Origin of the sequence: Geothrix fuzhouensis (assembly GCF_024609325.1) — a bacterium.
GTDB classification, from domain to species: domain Bacteria; phylum Acidobacteriota; class Holophagae; order Holophagales; family Holophagaceae; genus Geothrix; species Geothrix fuzhouensis.
In genome coordinates this window covers 702,527-722,430 of the sequence record NZ_JANHMQ010000002.1, presented here as the reverse complement: position 1 = coordinate 722,430, position 19,904 = coordinate 702,527, and the positions used below count along the sequence as shown (strand labels likewise).

Annotated in this window: 18 protein-coding genes; 12 read left to right on the top strand and 6 right to left on the bottom strand. The window is 66.5% G+C overall.

The window, feature by feature from the left end; translation table 11 throughout:
* Window positions 1-62 precede the first annotated feature (62 nt).
* Together NOV74_RS10550 and NOV74_RS10545 are read left to right on the top strand one after the other, a co-directional pair.
* Entirely contained in the window at window positions 63-1,067 is a 1,005-nt protein-coding gene (locus tag NOV74_RS10550) for a hypothetical protein (protein ID WP_257312028.1), read from the top strand.
* Between the two features lie 31 nt (window positions 1,068-1,098).
* Complete coding sequence (locus tag NOV74_RS10545; protein WP_257312025.1) at window positions 1,099-1,956, top strand: hypothetical protein; 858 nt, start codon at window positions 1,099-1,101, stop codon at window positions 1,954-1,956.
* A 59-nt stretch (window positions 1,957-2,015) separates the two neighbouring features.
* Here NOV74_RS10545 and NOV74_RS10540 read toward each other — a convergent pair whose 3' ends face one another.
* Window positions 2,016-2,663: a hypothetical protein gene (locus NOV74_RS10540; protein ID WP_257312022.1), complete on the bottom strand. Its 648-nt coding sequence runs from the start codon at window positions 2,661-2,663 to the stop codon at window positions 2,016-2,018.
* Window positions 2,664-2,873: 210 nt separating this feature from the next.
* Between NOV74_RS10540 and NOV74_RS10535 the strand changes: the two genes are divergently transcribed.
* From NOV74_RS10535 to NOV74_RS10525, 3 genes are read left to right on the top strand one after another with little or no spacing between them, the layout of a single operon-like run.
* A complete protein-coding gene (locus NOV74_RS10535; protein WP_257312019.1) occupies window positions 2,874-3,650 on the top strand; it encodes a Smr/MutS family protein in 777 nt (258 codons plus the stop codon).
* 23 nt (window positions 3,651-3,673) lie between these two features.
* Window positions 3,674-4,585 carry a PfkB family carbohydrate kinase gene (locus NOV74_RS10530; protein WP_257312016.1) on the top strand — a complete coding sequence of 304 codons (912 nt, stop codon included), beginning with the start codon at window positions 3,674-3,676 and terminating at the stop codon, window positions 4,583-4,585.
* Between the two features lie 31 nt (window positions 4,586-4,616).
* On the top strand, window positions 4,617-5,780 hold the full coding sequence (locus tag NOV74_RS10525; RefSeq protein ID WP_257312013.1) for a LysM peptidoglycan-binding domain-containing protein: 1,164 nt from the start codon (window positions 4,617-4,619) through the stop codon (window positions 5,778-5,780).
* Window positions 5,781-5,821: 41 nt separating this feature from the next.
* Here the strand turns inward: NOV74_RS10525 and NOV74_RS10520 are convergent, their stop codons facing one another.
* Window positions 5,822-6,439: a 16S rRNA (guanine(527)-N(7))-methyltransferase RsmG gene (locus tag NOV74_RS10520; RefSeq protein WP_257312010.1), complete on the bottom strand. Its 618-nt coding sequence runs from the start codon at window positions 6,437-6,439 to the stop codon at window positions 5,822-5,824.
* Window positions 6,440-6,640: 201 nt separating this feature from the next.
* On the opposite strand from NOV74_RS10520, the gene ybeY reads away from it, so the two are divergent.
* The 3 genes from ybeY to NOV74_RS10505 all read left to right on the top strand — a co-directional run bounded on the left by ybeY (window position 6,641) and on the right by NOV74_RS10505 (window position 9,028).
* Window positions 6,641-7,369, top strand: coding sequence for an rRNA maturation RNase YbeY (gene ybeY / locus NOV74_RS10515; RefSeq protein WP_306672404.1), 729 nt, complete (start codon window positions 6,641-6,643; stop codon window positions 7,367-7,369).
* A gap of 84 nt (window positions 7,370-7,453) precedes the next feature.
* Window positions 7,454-8,173, top strand: a complete 720-nt coding sequence (locus tag NOV74_RS10510; protein WP_257312008.1) for a tetratricopeptide repeat protein — start codon at window positions 7,454-7,456, stop codon at window positions 8,171-8,173.
* Between the two features lie 123 nt (window positions 8,174-8,296).
* Window positions 8,297-9,028 (top strand): YebC/PmpR family DNA-binding transcriptional regulator, encoded by a 732-nt coding sequence (locus tag NOV74_RS10505; protein WP_257312006.1) that lies wholly within the window; start codon window positions 8,297-8,299, stop codon window positions 9,026-9,028.
* A gap of 228 nt (window positions 9,029-9,256) precedes the next feature.
* On the opposite strand, the gene NOV74_RS10500 is transcribed toward NOV74_RS10505, so the two are convergent.
* The gene (locus NOV74_RS10500) at window positions 9,257-10,906 is read right to left on the bottom strand and encodes a M14 family zinc carboxypeptidase (protein WP_257312004.1); all 1,650 of its coding nucleotides are present in this window, start codon (window positions 10,904-10,906) and stop codon (window positions 9,257-9,259) included.
* 3 nt (window positions 10,907-10,909) lie between these two features.
* Window positions 10,910-11,380: a hypothetical protein gene (locus NOV74_RS10495; protein ID WP_257312002.1), complete on the bottom strand. Its 471-nt coding sequence runs from the start codon at window positions 11,378-11,380 to the stop codon at window positions 10,910-10,912.
* Between the two features lie 75 nt (window positions 11,381-11,455).
* On the opposite strand from NOV74_RS10495, the gene NOV74_RS10490 reads away from it, so the two are divergent.
* The 4 genes from NOV74_RS10490 (at window position 11,456) to NOV74_RS10475 (ending at window position 16,509) form a co-directional block, all read left to right on the top strand.
* Window positions 11,456-12,421, top strand: a complete 966-nt coding sequence (locus NOV74_RS10490) for a Gfo/Idh/MocA family oxidoreductase (protein ID WP_257311999.1) — start codon at window positions 11,456-11,458, stop codon at window positions 12,419-12,421.
* Complete coding sequence (locus tag NOV74_RS10485) at window positions 12,418-13,374, top strand: serine hydrolase domain-containing protein (protein WP_257311996.1); 957 nt, start codon at window positions 12,418-12,420, stop codon at window positions 13,372-13,374. The genes NOV74_RS10490 and NOV74_RS10485 overlap by 4 nt, the downstream gene beginning before the upstream one ends.
* On the top strand, window positions 13,371-15,479 hold the full coding sequence (locus NOV74_RS10480) for a SpoIID/LytB domain-containing protein (protein ID WP_257311994.1): 2,109 nt from the start codon (window positions 13,371-13,373) through the stop codon (window positions 15,477-15,479). Before NOV74_RS10485 ends, NOV74_RS10480 begins: the two co-directional genes overlap by 4 nt.
* Window positions 15,480-15,555: 76 nt before the next feature.
* Window positions 15,556-16,509, top strand: coding sequence for a hypothetical protein (locus NOV74_RS10475; protein ID WP_257311991.1), 954 nt, complete (start codon window positions 15,556-15,558; stop codon window positions 16,507-16,509).
* A 2-nt stretch (window positions 16,510-16,511) separates the two neighbouring features.
* Here NOV74_RS10475 and NOV74_RS10470 read toward each other — a convergent pair whose 3' ends face one another.
* Window positions 16,512-17,162 carry a DUF2238 domain-containing protein gene (locus tag NOV74_RS10470; protein ID WP_257311989.1) on the bottom strand — a complete coding sequence of 217 codons (651 nt, stop codon included), beginning with the start codon at window positions 17,160-17,162 and terminating at the stop codon, window positions 16,512-16,514.
* A gap of 8 nt (window positions 17,163-17,170) precedes the next feature.
* Window positions 17,171-19,861 (bottom strand): formate dehydrogenase subunit alpha, encoded by a 2,691-nt coding sequence (gene fdhF / locus NOV74_RS10465; protein WP_257311986.1) that lies wholly within the window; start codon window positions 19,859-19,861, stop codon window positions 17,171-17,173.
* Between the last annotated feature and the right edge of the window lie 43 nt (window positions 19,862-19,904).

Here is a 19,904-nt window from a genome sequence, read left to right as displayed (position 1 = left end):
GGGCGACGGACAGGCCCGGGGCCTTTTCGCTACCCTGGAGCCTGGACTTATGTGGAGTGCCCATGCGCCCGATGCCCTTCCTCCTCTTCCCCGCGGTGGCGCTAGTGGCCCAGGCCCCGGCCCCCGCTGACCTGACCCAGCGGTTCAACGCAGAACTCCCGGGCATCAACCAGATGCTCAAGACCTTCCAGGCCCAGCAGGCCATGACGAAGGTGGAGGGCCTGATCCCCGCCGAGCGCCCTGCCTTCAATGGCACCAACCTGCAGACCATCGGCCAGAGCATGGACAACGCCCAGGGCCTCCTGTCCTTCTACCGCCTCTGGGCCAATACTGCGGCCGAGGCCGGCCAGTGGGAGAAGGCTGTCGAGATCCAGCAGAAGCGACTCACGGTTGCCCAGGGCATCAAGGCTGATCTAGACAAGGCCCAGGCACCCATCGCCGCGCAGTGGGATAAGGCTGCTAAGGATTCCCAGGACTACCTCGCCAAGAACGCTGCCCGCCAGCAGGAACTACAGACCACGCTGAACGGCCTCAAGGAAGAGATCGCCGCGGTGAACGCGAAGACAAAGAAGCCTGATGCCAAAGGCCTGGAAGACCTCAAGGCCCGAGCAGGCAAGGCCCCCGAGCAGCAGCTGGAACTCGACCAGATCAACGCTGCCCTGCCGGTCCACAAGCAGAACCTCGTCAATGCTCCGAAGGTGGCCAAGGTGCTCGCCGACAATCGCAAGGAGGCCGAGGGCATGGTGAAGGCCGCCGAGACCTCCCTCGCGAAGGCCAAGGCAGTCCTGGCCAGCCAGAACGACGAGATCACCAAGTTCAACACCGAGCAGGTGATGAAGAAGGCGAAGATCGTCGGGAAGAAGACCTGGGTGGACGCGGTCCTTCGCAATCACGAGAACGTCACCAAGCTGAACGGCACCCAGACCCAGGCCGCCTTCCTCAACCGCCTGCTGGTGCTGGATCCCGGCAACGCGGGTGCCGCGAAGGCCCTGGAGAACCTGAAGCAAGGCAAGGAGCCCTTCGCCAAGGAAGCCAGGCCCGCGAAGAAGGCCGCCAAAAAGAAGTGACCCTGTCGCACATGACTTGGAAGGAGCGACCATGAGCCGCCTCGGATTCCTGCTTGCCTGTGCCCTGGCCACGAGCCTGGGTGCCCAGAGTCTCACCGACCGCTTCAAGGAGGTCCGGGGCCCCTGGGAGCTCCAGCTGGAGCGGGGCGACGCCGCCACGGTCCGTCGCGGGGTGGAGGCCCTCCTGGGTCGGGAAGGCCTCACGGTCAATCCCTCCGACTACAACGACATGCACGCCCTGGCAGCCCTGCGCAGCCTGGCCGCCCGCGCCTGTGTAGCCGAAGGCAGCTGGGAGGAAGCCCTCGTCCATCTGCAGAAGGCTCAGGCCGCCGCAGAAGAGAATCTGGCCACCGCCGAGCCCCTGTTGGCCAAGACCCGCAATGAACACGAACTCAAGCTGCGGGAATTCCGGGATGCCATGGACAAGCAGGCGCCACGGCTCAAGGAACTGGAGGAAGCCCCTGGTTTGAACCAGGATCAGATGAAGCTCCGCCAGCAGCTCAGGATCTTCACAGACGAGCAGAAGGCCGCCATAGCCCATAGCGAACGCGCCCTGAAAGACATTGATGGCATTCTCGTCCGCCTGCGCCAGACCAAGGACAGCACCACCAAGGCCGCCGCGGACTGGAAGGCCTTCCTTGATCGGGAAAAGGCAGAGATAGCTGAAGCTGGGGGTACCGCCAGCTTCGTGGCGGGAAAGCTGGAGCAGGTGAAGGCCGACGATGCCCGGCCCCAGTCGGAACGTCTGGCCTATGCCCGCCGCCTCCAGAAGCTCGATCCCGCCAACAAGGGGGTCGCCCGATTGGTGAGCGGCCTCCTGGGCAAGGACGAGGAACCCGCACCCGTCAAGCCCAAGGCCCGGAAGAAGAAAGCTGCTGCTAAGAAATGATCAGTTCCATCCATGAAAAAGCGGCCCGCGAGGGCCGCTTTTTCATGGGGCGAGACGGTTCAGAAGACGAAACCGAAGCCGACTTTCACGAAGTCCGTGGCGGGGGGATCGCCGGCCTCCACATCGTGGGCAGTGAGGGTCTTGTGGAAGGTGGCTTCCAGGGTGAACCGTGTCCCGGCATCGTAGCCGAAGCTGTGCCCGAGGCCGATGGACCCGCCCATCCGGCTCTTCCGGGTGGTATCCGTGTAGTCGTAGAGGGGATCCCCGAAGCTGCGGTCGAACTGTTCGAAGTCAGCGGAGAGCCCCACCACGAAGTAGAGCCCCCGGTGGCGGAAGGCCGTGCCATCCGGGAAGATCTGCAGATCACCACCCAGGTTGAACATGGAGTGGCGCAGGTTGATGGTGTCGTACCCTGGGGCCCGGTTGGTTCCATTCTCGGCCGAACCGCTCAGGTTCAGCCGAATGGCCAGAGTCCGGTCCACAGGAAAACTGACCGTGAAGCTGCCGCCGAGGCCCACGTCGTAGGTCTCCTTCTGCGGCGGAACCAGGTTCCCCGAGGTGTTGAGGTAGGCAGGGTAGGTCGTGCTGGCGAACTCCCCAGTGGGGATCACCAGGTTCAGGCTGAAGCCCACGTGTGGGCTCTGGGCGTGAAGCGCGGCTCCTGAGGCGAGCAGCAGCGGCAACAAGAGCATCGTGGTTCGGCGCATAAGGCCTCCAGTGGATGTGGCGAGTGAGCTACGGAGCGAAGGGCGTGCCAGCTTACGGCAAGCGCCGTCAATCCTTAGATCCAGCGCAGCATACTCCGGTTGAGGACCTACGGCGATTGCTGCGATTTGCCTCGGTGTGGTGCGGGATTGCAACACCAGGCTTTGGGCCGGGGCCCCGATGGCCTACTCTGGACGAGACGAGGATGGTTCATGGCGTGGAAGCAGGATCTGGCGAAGTTGAAGCAGCAGTTGAAGCCGGAGGAGCCGGTTTCTCCTACGCCCAAGCCCCCGCCCAAACCCGCGCCCAAACCCCAGGGGCCCGGCAGCCTGATTGACGAGGATGCGGTCTTCCTTTCGGCTATGGGGCTGAAACCCGGGCCCTCCCCCCGCCCAGCCCCGGCTGGCCCCGTACCGGCCCCCATCTCAGCAGCCCAGGCCCCCGCCCAGCCACCTGCTCCCCCCACCCCACCGGAAACCTTCGAAGAAGCCCTCAAGGATCTGAAGGGTCTGAAGCCGCTGTCCCGAGGGCCGATGGCCAAGGCCGCCCCGGCCCAGGCCCCACCATCCCCTGTCGCACCTCCCGTGACAGCGGCCCCTTCGCTTCCGACCGAACCTCCGGTGGCCGAAGCGGCACCGGTGCATCTGGCTCCCGCTGACCAGGACGTTCCCCCGCCCTCCCCCCTGCCGGTCCGGTTCCAGCTGGCGGCAGGCATGGCGATCGAAGTGGACGGCGTGCTGGACCTGCGAGGGCATACGCTGCAGGACGCCATGGACCGGCTACAGGACCGCCTGGGAGACGGTCTCGTGCTGGGCTGGCGCACCCTCCAGGTCATCCTCGGCCCGGCCCCGCAGCTCCATGAGGGCCTGCTGGCCCTGCTGGCCTCTGGGGAACTTCCCACGGTGGCGCGCTACGCCCAGGCGCCGGTGCCCATGGGTGGCAGCCAGGCTTGGCTGCTTTATCTCACCCCCTCCCAGCCCCAATCCTAATTCGAGTTTGATGGAGCCTCCCGATGAGTCTGCTCGTGGTCGGCAGTGTGGCCTTTGATGACCTGGAGACGCCCTTCGGCAGGCGTGAGCACGCCCTGGGCGGCTCCGCGACCTACTTTTCCCTGAGCGCCAGCCGCTTCCACCCTGTACGCATCGTCGCCGTGGTGGGCGAGGATTTCGGCTCCGACCAGATGCGGGTCTTCGAAGGCCGGCCCATCGACCTGACGGGCCTTTCAAAGGTCAAGGGCCTGAGCTTCCATTGGAAGGGCGCCTACGGGTATGACCTGAACGAGGCCAAGACCCTGGCTACGGACCTGAACGTCTTCGCGGACTTCAAGCCCAACCTGCCCGTCAACTACCGCGAATCCGATTACCTGTTCCTTGGAAACATCGACCCGGTCCTGCAGTTGGATGTGGTGCGTCAGATGACCAGGCGGCCCCGCTGGATCGCCCTGGACACCATGAATTACTGGATCCGCGGGGCCCGCCCGGCCCTGGAGGCCGTCCTCCGGGAGGTCGACATCCTCCTGGTGAACGATGCCGAGGTGCGGGAACTCACCCAGGAATACAGCTTGATCAAGGCCTACAAGAAGGTCCGGGCGCTTGGCCCAAGCACGCTGGTGGTGAAGCGCGGCGAGTACGGCGTGGCCCTCTTCACACCAGAAGGGATCTTTGCCGCTCCGGCCTACCCGCTGGAGAGTGTCTTCGATCCCACGGGCGCCGGGGACACGTTCGCCGGGGGCTTCCTGGGCTACCTGGCCTGGATTGAGCGCACGGACGTCACCGCCCTGAAGCACGCGACCCTGGTGGGCTCGGTCATGGCCAGTTTCACCGTGGAGCAGTTCTCCACGGAACGACTCGAGCAGATTTCTCAGGATGAAGTTCGCAACCGCTTGGCATTATTTTCAGATATGATCCGCGTCGAAGACCTATAATCAGCACCACCTAATCCCCTGGGGGTTCCTGATGCACCAGCCTAATCGTCTGTCTGTCGGTCGGCGGCGCGCCCTCGCGGTGGCGCCCGGTCTCCTCATGGTCCTGGCACTCGCTGCTCCGGGCCTTGTGGCCCAGGAGCCCGCTGGCACGATCAAGGTCGAGACCCACAGCTCGAAATGGGATTATCCCAAGGAACTCACGGTACCTGAAGGCTCCCGCACCCACATCGTCGAGAAGGGCGACACCCTCTGGGACCTGTCCGGCAAGTACCTCGGCAACCCCTACGCCTGGCCCCAGATCTGGGAATTGAACCAGTGGATCAAGGACCCGCATTGGATCTACCCCGGGGATCCCCTGATCATCGATCTGAGCCGCGCCGTGGCCACCGCCGGTTCCGTTCCTGAGTCAGTTTCCGGCCTCCAGCCCGATCGGCGCCGTGCGGATTCAAGCGCCTTACGACGGCCGGAACTCGCCTTCAGTTTCCAGGATTTTATCCAACTGCCCTTCTTTGCCCCTGAAGGCGCCGAGGCGCACTACAAGAATCAGGGCGCCTTCACCCTAACCGGCAACCGTCGCGATGACCGCCGCTTCCTCCTGGAGGGTGAGACGGTCTACATGAACGCCGGCAGCGAGCAGGGCGTGAAGGTCGGCGACCGGTTCCTCATCCTCAAGACCGTCGCGCGCAAAGTCCAGCACCCCACCACTAAGCACAAGTTCGGTGACGTGGTGCAACAGGTCGGGGTCATCCGGGTGGTGACCCCCCTGGCCAAGGGCTCCGTGGCCACCATTGAGCGGTGCCTTGACGGCGTGGAAGTGGGCGATCATCTGGTGCGGTTCACGGAGCCCGCGAACCTGCCCCTGCAACTCAGGACCGACATCATCGACCCCGTGAAGGTTGCCCCGAATTCACCCGTGGTGGTCTATGCCCGGGACAACCACCAGCACACCGCAAACGGTGACATGGTGATCGTGGACAAGGGCACCAACGATGGCTTGAAGGTCGGTGATGTCCTGCTGGCCGTCCGCACAAAGACCTTCTCAGTAGGACCGGACGGCGACCGGAAGGCTGCTACGGAAACCACGACTCACTACATCGGCCAGGCCCTGGTGGTCCGCACCGACGCCCAGACCGCCACCTGCCGTCTGCTCAGAACCACAGAGGAGATCCTCCTCGGCGATACCCTGACCCACTGAGCGGGCACGCGTTCCACCCTGGGGCCCCTCTCTCGGGGGCCTCAGTTGTTTGGGTGCCGAAGGGCCACCACCACGCGCTGTCCCCGGGTGGGCAGAGCGTAGGGATGGGGCGTGGCCTCCCAGCCGGGCGGAAGGGACTCTCCCGTCCAGTCCGGCCCCTTGAGGGCCAGCAGGGGGGCCCCCGCTTTGCCGTGGCGGAGCCACCACTGCGTCAGCTGCCCCAGGGATCCCAGCGCCTTGGCAGTCCCGAGATCCGCTTCCAAGGGTGGCAGATCCTCGAGACGGCCATGCACCGGCTTCAGGTTGGGCACCGGGAGTTCCAGGGCCGCCTGACGGACGAAAGCCAGCTTCTTGGCGGAGGCGTCCACAGCGAGTACTTCCAGATCCGGGCGGGCCAGGGCCAGCACCACGGCCGGGCAACCCATTCCCGTCCCCAGGTCGGCCACTCGGCAGCCAGGGGCGAGGGGGGCCAGGAAGGGCAGGATCGCGGCGGCGTCCAGAATCAACTCTTCCCATCGCTCGGCTTGAGGAAGCGAGGTCAGGGAATGGGTGCGGTTCCAGCGGTCCAGCAGCACCAGGTAGCGGCGCAGGGTGGCTGGCAGATGGGGGGGCAGGCGAGGCTCCATACCTTCAGGATGCCAGGGATCACCTTCGAGCATTGAAACCTCTTCACCTCATCCTTTTCTTCTTTAGATTCAACATTTTTGTGACATTTTGAGCTGGAATGGTCACCCGCCCGATCTATCATCTGAACAGCGAACAATTGATGTAATTCATGCACCTAGAATGAAGACGTTGACGAATGGCTCAAAAGCCCTCATGATGAATCCCCTTTGACTGATCTTCCACAGGAGCCGGCCATGACTGAGACCAAGCTGCCTTTCCAGATCGATTGGTCGAGCCGGAGCAAAATGCGTGGGCCTGGCGAGCAGTCTCTTGGGAAGCTGCTTCATAGCTTGCGGGATCGACTCGCTCCAGATGCTCAGGGAGTATCGCTGACTTATGTCGATGATCGTGGCATGAGAAAACTCAACCGCGAACACCGCGGGAAAAACATGACGACGGATGTGCTGAGCTTCCCTTCAAGTGTGGAGAAAGGGGCCTTTCCTCACCTTGGTGACATCGTGATCAGCCTTCCCACCGCCGAAAAAATGGCCAAGAAGTTTGGCGTGAGCCGCCGCCGTGAAGTGGAGACCCTGGTGATCCACGGGTTCCTCCATCTCTGTGGCCATGACCATGAAAATGATCATGGCGAAATGATGGAACTGCAGGCTCGGCTCGAACGGGAACTGCTGGAGACGGAACCTCTGTCCATGAGCCTCAAGCGGGGCCGCAAGCCCGGCAGCAAGGTCAAGAAGCTCAAGGACGGCAGCCGGGTCGTGGTCACCGGTCGGGCCGCCGCCGCCCTCGTCCGCCGGGAGCGGGTGAAGAAAGAGAAGAAGATCAAAGTGCGTAAGGTGGCCAAGCCCAAGGATCCCGCCGTGAAGCGCGGGCCTGGCCGGCCCCGCAAGGAGGCCATTGCGGTTCCCACCAAGCGCGTGCTTCGCCGTCGCCGCCCAAGCCCCTCCCGCAGCGGGGTCATCGCGTAGGCTCCTGAAGCTCCTCATGGAAAAAGGGCCCGAAGGCCGATAAAATGGCCCTTTGGCCCGGTTCCGGGCCCCATCGGAGCCTCCGTGATCAATCTCCTGCTCGGCCTGGGTGCCGCCCTTGCCGTGATCCTGCTGTCCTTCGTGCTGCACATCAGCCCTTGGATCAGTGTTCCCATCGGCATCCTGGCCGGTGGCGGACTTTTCATCTGGCAGGGCCGCAAGGTCCAGCAGGAACTCGAGAAAATCTTCACCCGCGCGGGCGAGTCGCTGAAGAAGCAGCAGTTCGACAAGGCCATCGAGATCATGAAGGAGGGCTACCGCTTCGCCCCGAAACAGTTCCTCGTGAAGGGCAGCATCGACGGCCAGATCGGCGTGGTGCAGTACCTCCGCAAGAAGAACGAGGAGGCTGAGCCCCTGCTCGCGTCCGCTTCCATGCAGCACTACATCGCCAAGGCCATGCTGGGCATCCTCCAGTGGAAGCGCGGCGAGAAGAAGAAGGCCAAGGAGACCTTCGCCCTGGCCCTGAAGGCCGGCAAGAAGGAGAGCCTGCTCTATGCCGTCTACGCTTACGTGCTGGTGGAGATGGGTGAGCGGGACAAGGCCATCGAGGTCCTCAATCAGGGCCTCGGCATCTGCAAGGGCGACGAGCGCCTCATCACCAATCGCAATCTGCTGCAGAATGGCAAAGCCCTCAAGATGAAGGTCTACGGCGAACAGTGGTATCAGTTCCTCCTGGAACGCCCCATGATCCGGCAGGAGGCCCCGGCCTTCGCGCGGGTGTCGCGTCGGGCGCTGCGTGGGTGACGCCCATGCGGAATCGCCGGTGCGCGCCGATTTCGCAGCCTTGAAATGACCCTTTTTTACTTTCTCAGCGAACGCGGAGCGATTGCTGAACAGGATGAAATGAACGATTGAAGGAGCCACACCATGTCCGGCCACAGCAAATGGTCCACCATCAAGCACAAGAAGGGCGCCGCTGACGCCAAGCGCGGCAAGGTGTTCACGAAGATCCTCAAGGAGATCACCGTGGCGGCCCGCCTGGGCGGCGGCGACGTGAACGCCAACCCCCGCCTGCGCCTGGCCGTGGACCAGGCCAAGGGCAGCAACATGCCCAAGGACAACTGGGAACGCGCCATCAAGAAGGGCACCGGCGAACTCGAAGGCGTGACCTATGAGGAAGTGGTCTACGAAGCCTATGGCCCGGGCGGCGTGGCCATCATGGTCGAAGCCATGACCGACAACAAGAACCGCACCACCCCTGAGGTTCGCAGCTACTTCACCAAGTTCGGCGGCGAGTTGGGCGCCCATGGCTCCGTGGCCTACCTGTTCAGCAAGCAGGGCCAGATCGTGGTCGAACCTGAAGTCTCCGAGGACAAGGTCATGGAAGTGGCCCTGGATGCCGGCGCCGACGATGTGGTCAACGAGGGTGAGGCCTGGGTCATTAAGACTAGTCCCGAGGTCTACCAGGCCGTGAAGGATGCCGTGGATGCCGCCAAGCTCCCGGTCATCGAGGCCAAGATCATCATGGCCCCCAGCACCAGCACCGCCCTCGAAGGCTCCAAGCTCGCCAGCTTCCTCAAGCTCGTGGACCTGCTGGAGGACAACGACGACGTGCAGAACGTGTGGCACAACGGCGACTACGAGGAACCCGAGGACTGAGGTTCCGTGCCCCACGCCCTCCGGGCGAACGCTGAGCGACCGGCCTTGCCGGTCTCACGCGTTTCTGGCAGCCCGCGATCGCAGGCCGCACCGCGGCCTGCTCCCACTCCCCCGCTTCGCGGGCTCGTGGAGCGGGACCCCCGGCACAACGGCGACTACGAGGAACCCGAGGACTGAGGTTCCGAACTTGGAGATCGGCAACCTCGGGGCGCCTTTCGGCGCCCCGAGCTATTCCTGCGCCAAAGGCGCAGGAGAAGGCTGGGTTGTCACAAGGCCAGCATCTCCTTGTCCCACCGCCAGGATGGGAAACCTGGGTGGCTCACCCCACATGCCATTGCCCCGGAGCAGGACCGTGTGGAAAAGGCCCCAGAACGACAGGCTGTCGGTGCTGCGGGGGTCCAGCAGGTAGAAGGCGAGGCGGCCGAGGGGCTGGTCCAGGGGCACGTAGAGCGCCCGATCCAGGTCAGCAGGCGTCCAGGGCAGCTCCATCGGCTTCGGCGTGGCCCCAGCCTTCCAGGCGCCCTGGAGTTCCAGCGTGAACACGCCCTGGTAGGCCGACGGAGAGAGCTTGCGACCTGTCTCCTCGAAGCGGAGGAGGGGCAGGGTCCGCGGCCGGGCGAGGCCTTCCAGCACCTTCAGGCCATGGGCCTCCAGCAGGGGGCGGACCGTGGCGGCGTAGGCTGGATCCACCAGGTAGCCGGCCGGCACGGACACGAAGTCCCTCCCCTCAAAACCCACGAAGCTGGGCAGGATCAGGTGGGTGCGGCTCTTCTCGCCCACCACGCGGCCCTTTTCATCCCGGATGGGGTCCACCCAGTCGAATGCGGCGCGTTCGACTTCTTTCAGCTTCGCGGAAAGGGGTAGCGTGACGGGACCGCGGTTCCATCCGTCCGTCCAACGAGCCTGGGCTTCGTGAATCTGAGCGCGGATCTCGCTCCGGTGCTCCGCCATCCAGGTCAGGCAGGCCAGCACGAAGCGGCGGGTGTCCGAGATCCGGTCCGGCCAGGCCCGGTAGACATAGCTCTCGGAAAGCACCGCCAGGCGGTTCCGCAGGGCCGGGTAGTTGGTCAGCAGCCGGGGATGGGCGTCGTAGGTCTCCCAGGCGGTGGGCGGCTTCTCCGACGTAGGCTTGTAGGGCACGAAGTTGCCGTAGTCGTAGGTGGGCATGCCTTCGGCCTTCAGGCGCTCACGCACCTCCACCAGCATCTTCCGATTGAAGGCCAGCAAGCCCTCGTCCGCGCCCAGCGTGCAGGCGGGGCCGTGGGTGAGGTGGAAGCCGTGGGTGCTGCCATCGGTGGTGTGGAGGTCCAGCACGGCGGCAGGGTCGAAGTCCTGCAGCATGGCCAGGAGCCAGCGGGTGTTCGGCGCGGCGGCCTTCATGAGGTCGCGGTTGAGATCCAGGCCCAGGGCGTTCTCGCGGCGGCCCACACCGCTTTCCGTGGGATTGGGCTGCCAGGGCCGGATGGCGGGATCCAGCGCGTCCGTGCCATCGGCGTTGTAGGCGGGCATCACCACCAGATCGAGGTTCCGCCGCAACAGGGGATGCTTCCCCTGGAGCAGCTCCCGGACGATCTGCTGAATGGCCTCCTTGCCCTCCACCTCGCCAGCGTGGATGTTGGCATTCACGTAGACGCGAATGGGATCCTTCCCCGTGCCCTTCAGCCGCCAGGCCAGCAGGGGCTTGCCGCTCTCCGTGACCCGCGGCGCGCCCTTGGGCTGGTAGGGCTCCAGGCCCGGGGCCTGCTTTCGCAGGGCCTCCATGAAGGCGCGCACCTCCGCCACCGTGGACGTGCGTTTCAGCTGCGTGCGTTCAGGGACGGTCTGGGGCCACCCGGCGAGAAGCGTCGTCCCCGCCAGGGCAAGAAGCAGGCGCCACACAGGTCAGCGAGCGGTGAAGGTGCTGTCCGCGGTGGCGGGAATCACTGTGGCCGGGGCCGGAGAGCCACCGAAGAGCCCCTTGTTGTAGACAATGAAGCTGGAGGCCAGGAACAACACCAACGCCAGCAGGGCGGTGCCCCGCTTGCCCACCGCCAGGGCTTTGGGCGTCATCTCCGACAGACCCACCAACACCAGGACCAGGACCAGCTTGATGTGGAAGTAGTGGCCGTGCTTCAGGGGGTTCTGACCACCCTGGATCATCAGGATCAGCAGGCCGATCCCGGCGATGAGCGCCAACCGGAAGGACCAGGCCACCACCTTGGCCCAGATGGTGGCGGCGAGACCGCGGATATCCTCGCGGCCTTCCTCGAAGCCTGAGAGCAGTAGGGCCACCACAGCGGCGCCACCACCCACGGTGAGGGTGACGAAGTGCAGCCACCGGACAAGGTTCACAGCTTCGAGCTTGAAGTTCATGGTCGCCTCGGGAGTAGGAATCCCAGGGTAGCAGCCCTGGTAGGCTCAATGGATCAGATGGATCAGGAGGCTGTCATGTCCAAGCTGCGCGTCGCCGTCGTCGGTGTGGGACACCTCGGGCAGCACCACGCCCGGATTGCGGCTTCCGCACCGGACGCGATCCTGTCTGCCGTGGTGGATCCGGATCCCACCCGGGGCCCCGAGATCGCCGCGAAGTTCAAGGCCCCCTGGGCCGCCTCGCTGGACGAGGTGCTGGCGGAGGTGGACGCCGTGCAGATCGCCGCACCCACGGGCTTCCACCATGCCCTCGGCCTTCAGGCCCTGAAAGCGGGCAAGCACGTGCTCATGGAGAAGCCCCTGGCCGCGACCCTCGACGAGGGGTCAGCCCTCCTGAAAGCCCTGGCCCAGGCCCGCTTGGCGACGCCGGGAATCGTGGCCCAGGTGGGTCATCTGGAGCGCTTCAACCCAGCCGTTACCGCTTTGCGCGAACGGGGCTTCAAGCCCCGCTTCCTCGAGGCCGTGCGCGTCTCCCCCTTCCCGGCCCGCAGCCTCGAGGTTGATGTGGTGATGGACGTGATGATCCACGACCTGGACCTGCTTCGTGCCCTGGTGGGCCGCCCCGTGATCGAGGTGGAGGCCGTGGGTGTGCCCGTCCTGACTCCCTATGCTGATCTGGTGAACGCCCGGCTGAAGTTCGAGGGCGGCGCCTTCGCCACCGTCACCGCCAGCCGGGTGGCCCGCAAGAAGGAACGCACCCTCCGCGCTTTCGGCGACAAGGAGTACGCCAGCCTCGACTTCGCCGCCCAAAAACTGGAAATTCTGCGCCTCGTTATGGGCCCCGACGGCCCCGAAGTGCAGCCCGAAACCGCCGATATCGAGGAAGGCGAGCCCCTGCGCCTGGAGATCGAGGCCTTCCACGCCGCCTGCCTGGGCCAGGGCACCGAAGGCGTCACCTGGGAGGAGGGCCAGGAGGCCATGCGCGTCGCCGACCAGGTGCAGAAGGCCGTGGCCAAGAGCCTCGCGGAGATCAACAGGGCGTGAGCGCCTTCTACGACCTCGCCTCTCTCACCAAGCCCCTGGTGACGGCGCCGCTGGCGCTGGCCTTCCTGGACCTGGAGGCGGATCGGCGCTGGGCCCTGGGCTTCCATGACCGCTTGCTGCCGCTGACCGTGCGGCAGCTGCTGTCCCACAGCGCGGGCCTGCCACCATGGCGGCCCTATACGGGCGAAGCTGTGGCCGCGCAGTTGCGCCGCGCAGTCCCGGACCATCCCCTGCTGCGTCCCGCGACGCCCGGCCTGGCCACCTATTCGGACCTGAACTATCGGCTGCTGGCGGAGCTGTTGGAGGCTGAAACCCGCGTTCCCTTCCGCAAGCTCGGTCTGGCCTCAGGCCTGAGCCCTGCTCCCTGGGTGGAGGCACCCCAATACGTCCCGGACGGTCCCGATGCCGCGGCCTGGACCCTCGCTACAGATGCGCCACTGCCGCCCCGGGCGGCCCACCTGCCCCACGATGCCAATGCGCGTGCCGGGATGCCGGGGCATGCGGGCTTCGGCACCACCGCCCCCCAGCTGGAGGCGGCCTTGACCCGCTGGGTGGCCGCCGGCTGGCCGCACCGCATGGCGCTGGACGTGGCGGAAGGCGAGCAAGGCAGCCGGTGGGGCCTGGGTCTCCAGGTGCTCTTCTCAGGCACGGGGCGCTTTGGACAGTTGCTGTCGCGACTCCCTCAGGGCATCGGCATCCATGTCCTCGATGAGCCCACCCACGCGCTCCCCGCCGCGGCGCCAGCCCTGCGCTCGGAAACCGGCGGGCCTTCCGGCTGGTGGTTCCACCTGGGCTACACGGGCCCCGCGCTCTTCTACCGGCCGGCGGACCAGAGCTGCATCGCCCTCCTCCTCCACCGGAGCCGGCCAGACGGGCTGATGCTCGATGTCGAGGCCCTGCGAGCCCGACGCTGGGAGACCCTGGCGCGATTCGTGGGACAATGGAAAGGATGAAGCCACTCTTCGTTCCCGCCCTGGTTCTATCGCTCGCTTCCGCCTCCGCCGCCCTGCCCCCGCTGAAGATCGGCCTCGATACCCAGGCCACGGAATGGATCGTGTCGCTGGAAGGCGGCGGTCAGGTCTGTGATCGTGCGGGCAGGCCCCTGCTGAAACTGGCCCCGGATGAGAAGCTGCGTATCTGGTGGGATAGCCGCGGCGTCGCCGATCCCACCAGCGAGTACCGCGTCCAGGTGGGCCGGCCGCTGGGCCTTGAGGAAGCGGATGCCCTGATGAAGCGCCTGAAGAAGCTGGGGGTGCCCTCGAATCGGGTCAAGGTGCCGGACGCGGACACCTGGCGTGTGCTGGTGGGCCATTTCCCCGAGGCACCCAAGGCCGAACCGCTGCTCCAGAAGCTTCAGGACCTGGGTTTCGACGAACTGTGGGTGGCCTCGGAACCCCGCGATAGCCAGCCCCGCAAGGGCCGGGCCCTCTACGGGGTCACTGAACGCTACGAGCGCCGGGCCCTGCCCCTTGGCGGCGTGTGGTTGAAACCTTCCGGCGACCTGACCTCGCTCCAGGGCAAAGGGCGCTACCGCGGCAAGGTCGAGATCTTCCCCAACGCCCAGGGTCGCCTGACCGTGGTGAACACCCTCGACCTGGAGACCTACCTCCGTGGCGTGGTGCCCAAGGAGATGGGCGCCTGGGAATTCCCCTCCCTCGAGGCCCTCAAGGCCCAGGCCGTGGCAGCGCGAACCTACGCCGTGGCCAATCGGGGCAAGCGCCTGGCCGATGGCTTCGACATGGGCGACACCGTGGCCGACCAGGTCTACGGCGGGCACGACGGCGAGCAGCCCCTCACGGACCGGGCCATCCAGGAAACGGAAGGCCTGTTCGCCACCTATGGCGGCAAGCCCATCCTGGCCCTCTTCATGGCGAATTGCGGTGGCCACACCGTGGACGTGGCCTACGTATTCGGCGGCGACGCCCCCTATCTGAAGGCGGCTCCCTGCTATCCCGCCAAGCCGCTCACGCTGCCCTTCGCTTCAGGCGCAATCGTCACGACCGAGGCCCAGCAGCCCTGGCTCAGCTGGGAGCTGCTGAGGCTTGCGGCGGGCATTGTGCCGGTGGAATGGCTCTCCAGCGAACGCCTCGCGCGTCCTGCCACGGCGAACGACCTGGCCGCCCCGGTGCTGGCCCTCCAGCAGCGTCTCGGCATCGACCCCACACCCCTGGACCGCGCCGGGAACCTCACGCTCGCCCTGGCCCGGGCCCTGGGCCTTCATAAGGTGGTGGAAGGCCAGGAACGGCCCCAGGATGCCGCCTACTTCCTGCCCGCCGACCTGCCCGCGGGCGATCGCCTGTTGGCTGCGTTCCTCACCCGAAGAGGCATCGTCCCCGCAGCCACCTGGGCCGCCAAAGAAGCTCCCACCCTGCGGCAGGCCCTGCTGGCCCTGGGCCGGATGTGGCAGGACCTGGATCCCCTGGTCCCCGGCGAGGGCGCCTTGCTGATGGATCGGCAAGTGCGCCGGAAGCGGGGCGGCCCCGAACCCCTGGCTCTCTCGCCGAGGCTGCTCCTCGCGGAGGAGGCGCCCGACGGCAGCCTGCGCCTGGTGCCGAAGGCCGACATCCAGGTGGGTGACCGGCTGAGGTGGATCCCGGCCGAGGATGGTTCCGCCAGCGTGCTGGTGCGCCGGCTCGATCCCGATGGCGCGGCCTGGGACCGCTACAACCCCACGGCCCACTGGCGCGTGGAATACACCGAGGCCGACCTGCTGGCCCTGGTGCGCAAACGCATCAAGGTGTCCGGCATCCGCGAACTCAAAGCCCAATACAACGAAGAGGGCCGGGTGCTGGACCTGACCCTCGTGGACAGCCAGGGCGCGCCACACCGGGTCCGCGGCATGCACATCCGCGGCCTCCTTGGGCTGAAGGACAACGTCTTCCGCTGGATCACCCTGGGCCAGGGCGCCCAGCGCCGGTGGGTCTTTTACGGGCGGGGCTGGGGACACGGCGTGGGCATGTGCCAGACCGGCGCCTACGGCATGGCCCTCGAGGGCGCCACCTTCCAGCAGATCCTGCTGCACTACTACCCCGGGATTGAACTCAAGCGAGTCGATTGATTTTCAACCAACAAATCTCTTTCTGGGATTGACGGAAGCCCGGGGTCGACCCAGGCTTGCCTTCCTGGGAGGGGCCATGTCCCTGGACGCCTGGATCCTCGGTGCGCCGCTGAAGGTGTTGCGGCAAGAGGATCATCCGTACCACGAGACCACCCTGGCCACCCTGGGCCGGCATGAGCTGGGCCTGAGTCGGCGGCAGGGCCCGACGGCTCAGCCGGGCTGTGAGATCTTCCTGGATGGCCGGTCCATCTACCTGCCCGGGGCCTCTGCTCCGGACCGCGCCTGGTTCGACCTCTGCCGGGAGCTGGGCTACGAGCCCGCCCGCCACTGGGACTGGGATCCGGCCCTGATCCTCTTCCAGCAGGTGCTCCCGGCCCTCGCGGCGGACTGGCACGAACCGCCCCTCGCCCTGGACGCCCAGGGCCTCCCGGAGGGCGTGCTGAGCCTGGCCAGCCTCCGGCAGACCTTCGCGGAAGCCGTCTCCGAACTACGCCAGGAGAGCCTCGGTCCCGTGGGTGCCAAAGTGGCCGAGACCTTCGAGTGGCTTCCTCTTCGTGCGGTGGTCTTTCATGACGACGCCCAGTTGCCCCTCGATTTCGAAGGCGCCGGTTCCTGCGGACGGGTGTCCCTCTGGCTCGGTATCCACCGGGACCGGGCCGTGGCGCTGGATGGTCCCGCCCCCTTCGGACCCGGCCTGCGCCGTTGGGTGGCCGGGGGAGCCGGGGACCTCCCCCCGGCCGAGGCTTTCCTCCGGGCTGCCGGCCTGGATCCGGAACCGCCCAAGGGCTTCGAAGCCGCCTTCGAAGGTGCCCTCCACCGCCTCTGCTACCGGCTCGAAGGCCCCCTGGACAGCTATCGCCGCACCTATCCCGTGGGCATCCCCTGGCACCACGACCAGCGGGAGCGCCTTCTGGGCCGCACCATCGTCGATCTGCGTCCTGGGAATCCGCCCCTGCTGGTACTGGACGATGGTACCGAGGTGGCCTTGGATAACACGCCCCTGCCCACCTGGGAGCACGGCGGGATCTAGGTTCAATCGGCGGGTTCGGGCATTTGCCTCAACCGCCTCACCAGGACCACCACGAGCATGGTGAGGACGGCGCCGATCGCCGCGGCGGTCATGTCCTTCTGGGCGTCCCAGATATCCCCCTGCGTGCCCAGAAAAGCATCGCCCAGCTCCGGCGCGGCGAGGCGGGCCGTGATGCTCTCGATGATCTCGTAGACGGCGGAGGCCGCCAGCACCACGTCCAGGGGCAGGTAGTAGTTCCAGAAACCGCGGGTGCGGGCCACCCGCATGAACACCTCGCGCACGGGATAGGCGAGCAGCAGGCCGAAACTGAAGTGGACGATGCGGTCAAAGGGATTCCGCGTCAATCCCCATTGCGCCTTCATCCAGAAGCCGAGCGGAACGTTGGCATAGGTGTAGTGGGCTCCCACCGCATGCAGGGTGAGGAACACGGCGATCAACAGATAGCTGAGATCCGACAGCGGGAAACGGCGGTACGTCCACCCCAGGCCGCCCACCGCGAGCACCACCAACAGGTTCTCCATCCGCCAGTCGCTGGGATAGAGCGGCCGGATGGCCGCCACCATCCAGACGAGTCCGTAGGCCAGGCAGAGAACCTGGAGGAAGCGATTCTCGCGAAAGGTGCGCGGGTTGGGGCTGGCGGCGTGGCTGAGCATGTCCCAGATTACCGGCTCCCAGGACCGATGGCTGCGCGCAGGTTCACCGCGGTGACTTTGTACTCCGGCGTCCCGGTGACCGTGTCCCGACCCGGGCCTGTGGCCAGGTTCACGTAGGCGGCCACCGCGTGGAAGGTGGCGAAGGGCTCGCCCCGCCGCACTCGCTCCGTGGGACGGGCGCGGAGGGTGAAGGCCCCGTGGCGGCTCTGCACCTGGACCGCGTCCCCTGCGGCGAGGCCCAGGTCCGCCGCGTCGTCGGGATGGAGCTCCAGCTCGTCATCCGCCCGAAGTTCGTGGTTGCGGGTCCGCCCGGTCATGGTGGCGGCGTTGAAGTGGAAGAGGCTGCGCCCGGTGTTCAACAGGAAGGGGAACGCCTCATCGGGCCGCTCAGCGCTGGGCGTCCAGGCCAGGGGCCGGAAGGTCGCCCGCCCCCCCGGGAAACCGTCCGCGTGAAGCACTGGGGTGCCCGGGTGGTCCTCCGCGGGGCAGGGCCACTGGATCCCTCCCACGCGATCCAGCCGCTCATGGCTGATGCCGGCGATGGCCGGCCAGACCTGGCGTGCCTCGTCCCAGACGGCGGCGGCATCCGGGTGCCGGAAATGCTGTCCGGCGCCGAGCCGCTCCGCGAGGGCACCCAGGATCGCCAGGTCGGTGCGGCTTTCCCCCTTCGGCGCCACCACCCGGCGGATGCGTTGGACGCGCCGCTCACCGTTCATGAAAGTGCCTTCCTTCTCGAAGGGGCTGGCGGCGGGCAGAAAGACCGTGCCGAAGGCCTTGGCCGTCTCGGTGAGGAACAGATCCACCACGATGAGGGCATCCAACCCGTTCAGGTTCTCTGCCGTCTCCCGCGCGCCGGGGTGGCTGAGCAGGGGGTCGTAGCCGATCACCAGCAGGGCCTTCAACCGCCCTTCTCCGGCGGCGTCGATCATTTCCAGAGCGTTGAGTCCCGGCTCATGGGGCAGTTCGGCCCCCCACACTTGTGCATGGGTGCCTCGGGCCTGGGCCACCTTCTGGTAGCCGGTGAGCCGCGACGGCTCGCAACCCATCTGGGCACTGCCCTGGACGTTGTTCTGGCCCCGCAGGGGATTCACGCCGGCACCGGGAATGCCCACGTTCCCCGTGAGCAGGGCGAGATGCGCCAGGGCCGATACGCCGTCCGTCCCCTGACGGTGCTCGGTGACGCCCAGGCCATGGAAGATCATCGCGGGCCGCACCGTGGCGTAGAGGCGCGCCGCGCGCCGGATGGCCTCTGGCTCGATCCCGCAGATGGCGCCCGCCCGCTCGGGCGTCCACGCCTGCAGAGAAGCCGTGTAGGCTTCCAGGTCCTGAGTGCGGGCGGCGAGGAAGTCCAGGTCCGCGAGCCCCTCACCGAGGATCAGGTTCGCCATGGCTTGGAGCAGGGGCAGGTTCGTGCCGGGTCGCGGCGTGAGGTGGACCGTGGCCAGATCCGCCAGCTCCGTGCGCCGGGGATCGATCACGATGAGGGGCACACCGGCCCGAGCGCGCTGGCGGATGCGGGCTCCGACGATGGGATGGTTCTCGGTGGGGTTGGCGCCCACCACCATCAGCAGTCCGGTGAGTTCGATGTCCGCGTAGCTGTTGGTGGCCGCCCCGGTGCCGAAGGTCTGGCCAAGGCCCGCGGCACTGGGCGCGTGGCAGACCCGGGCACAACAGTCCACGTTGTGTGTGCCCAGCGCGAGGCGCGCAAATTTCTGCGTCAGGTAGTTCTCCTCGTTGGTGGAGCGGCTGGAAGCGAGCACGCCGATGGCGCCAGGGCCACCGGTCAGGCGGGCCGAGCGGAGAGCGGAGGCCGCGGCCTCCAACGCCTGGTCCCAGGTGGCCGATTCCCAGGTCCCGTTCCGCCGGATCATCGGCTCCGTGATCCGGTCGGGCGCATCGTTGAAACCCCAGCCGTATCGTCCCTTCACGCAGAGATGCCCGCGGTTCACCGGCGAGGCAAGCACCGGACGCGCCTCGGTGATGTATCCATCCTTCACACCTATATCCAGTTCGCAGCCGGTGCCGCAGTAGGGGCAGGTGGTGCGCACCCAGCGCTCTGGAAGCCCCACCGCCAACCGTGAGACATCCTCGATGGCCCCCGTGGGGCAGGTGTCGGCGCAGGCACCACAGCTCACGCAGGCACTCTCCCGCAGGCCGGGTGCAAGCTCCGGCGCCAAGGCCAGGTCTCCTCCGCGCCCCGTGAACGTCCAGATGTTCTGCCCCTGCACCTCGTCGCAGATGCGGACGCAGCGGCCGCAGGCTACGCACCAGGAGAGGTCCACGTCCAGGTACGGATGGTCTGGATGCTTCGCCTCCGGCCGCCGCACGCCCGAAGGCGCCACACCATAGGTGTCCAACAGCCTCCGGAAAGGCTTGCCCGCCATCCTGGCCGGATCTTCCGCCGGAATGCGCTCGGCCAGGCGCTCCAGCATGGCGCGGCGGAAGTCCTCCAGTGCTGGGGTGTGGGTCGCCACCTCCATGCCCTCCTCCACGGGTGTGGCGCAAGCGCATGGGGGGCGTTCGCGGCCCTTCACCTCCACCTCGCACAGCCGGCAGCTGGAGGCCGGCTTCAGCCGCGGATCCGAGCAGAGGGTGGGAATCTCGATGCCGTTCTGTCGGCAGGCCTCCAGCAGCATGGTTCCCACCTGTGCCACGACGTCGCGGCCATTCACCCGCAGGCGGATGAGGGTTCCGGTCACCAGCTTGTCTCCTGAAGGAAGGGGCGGTCAGAAGTATGCGCCA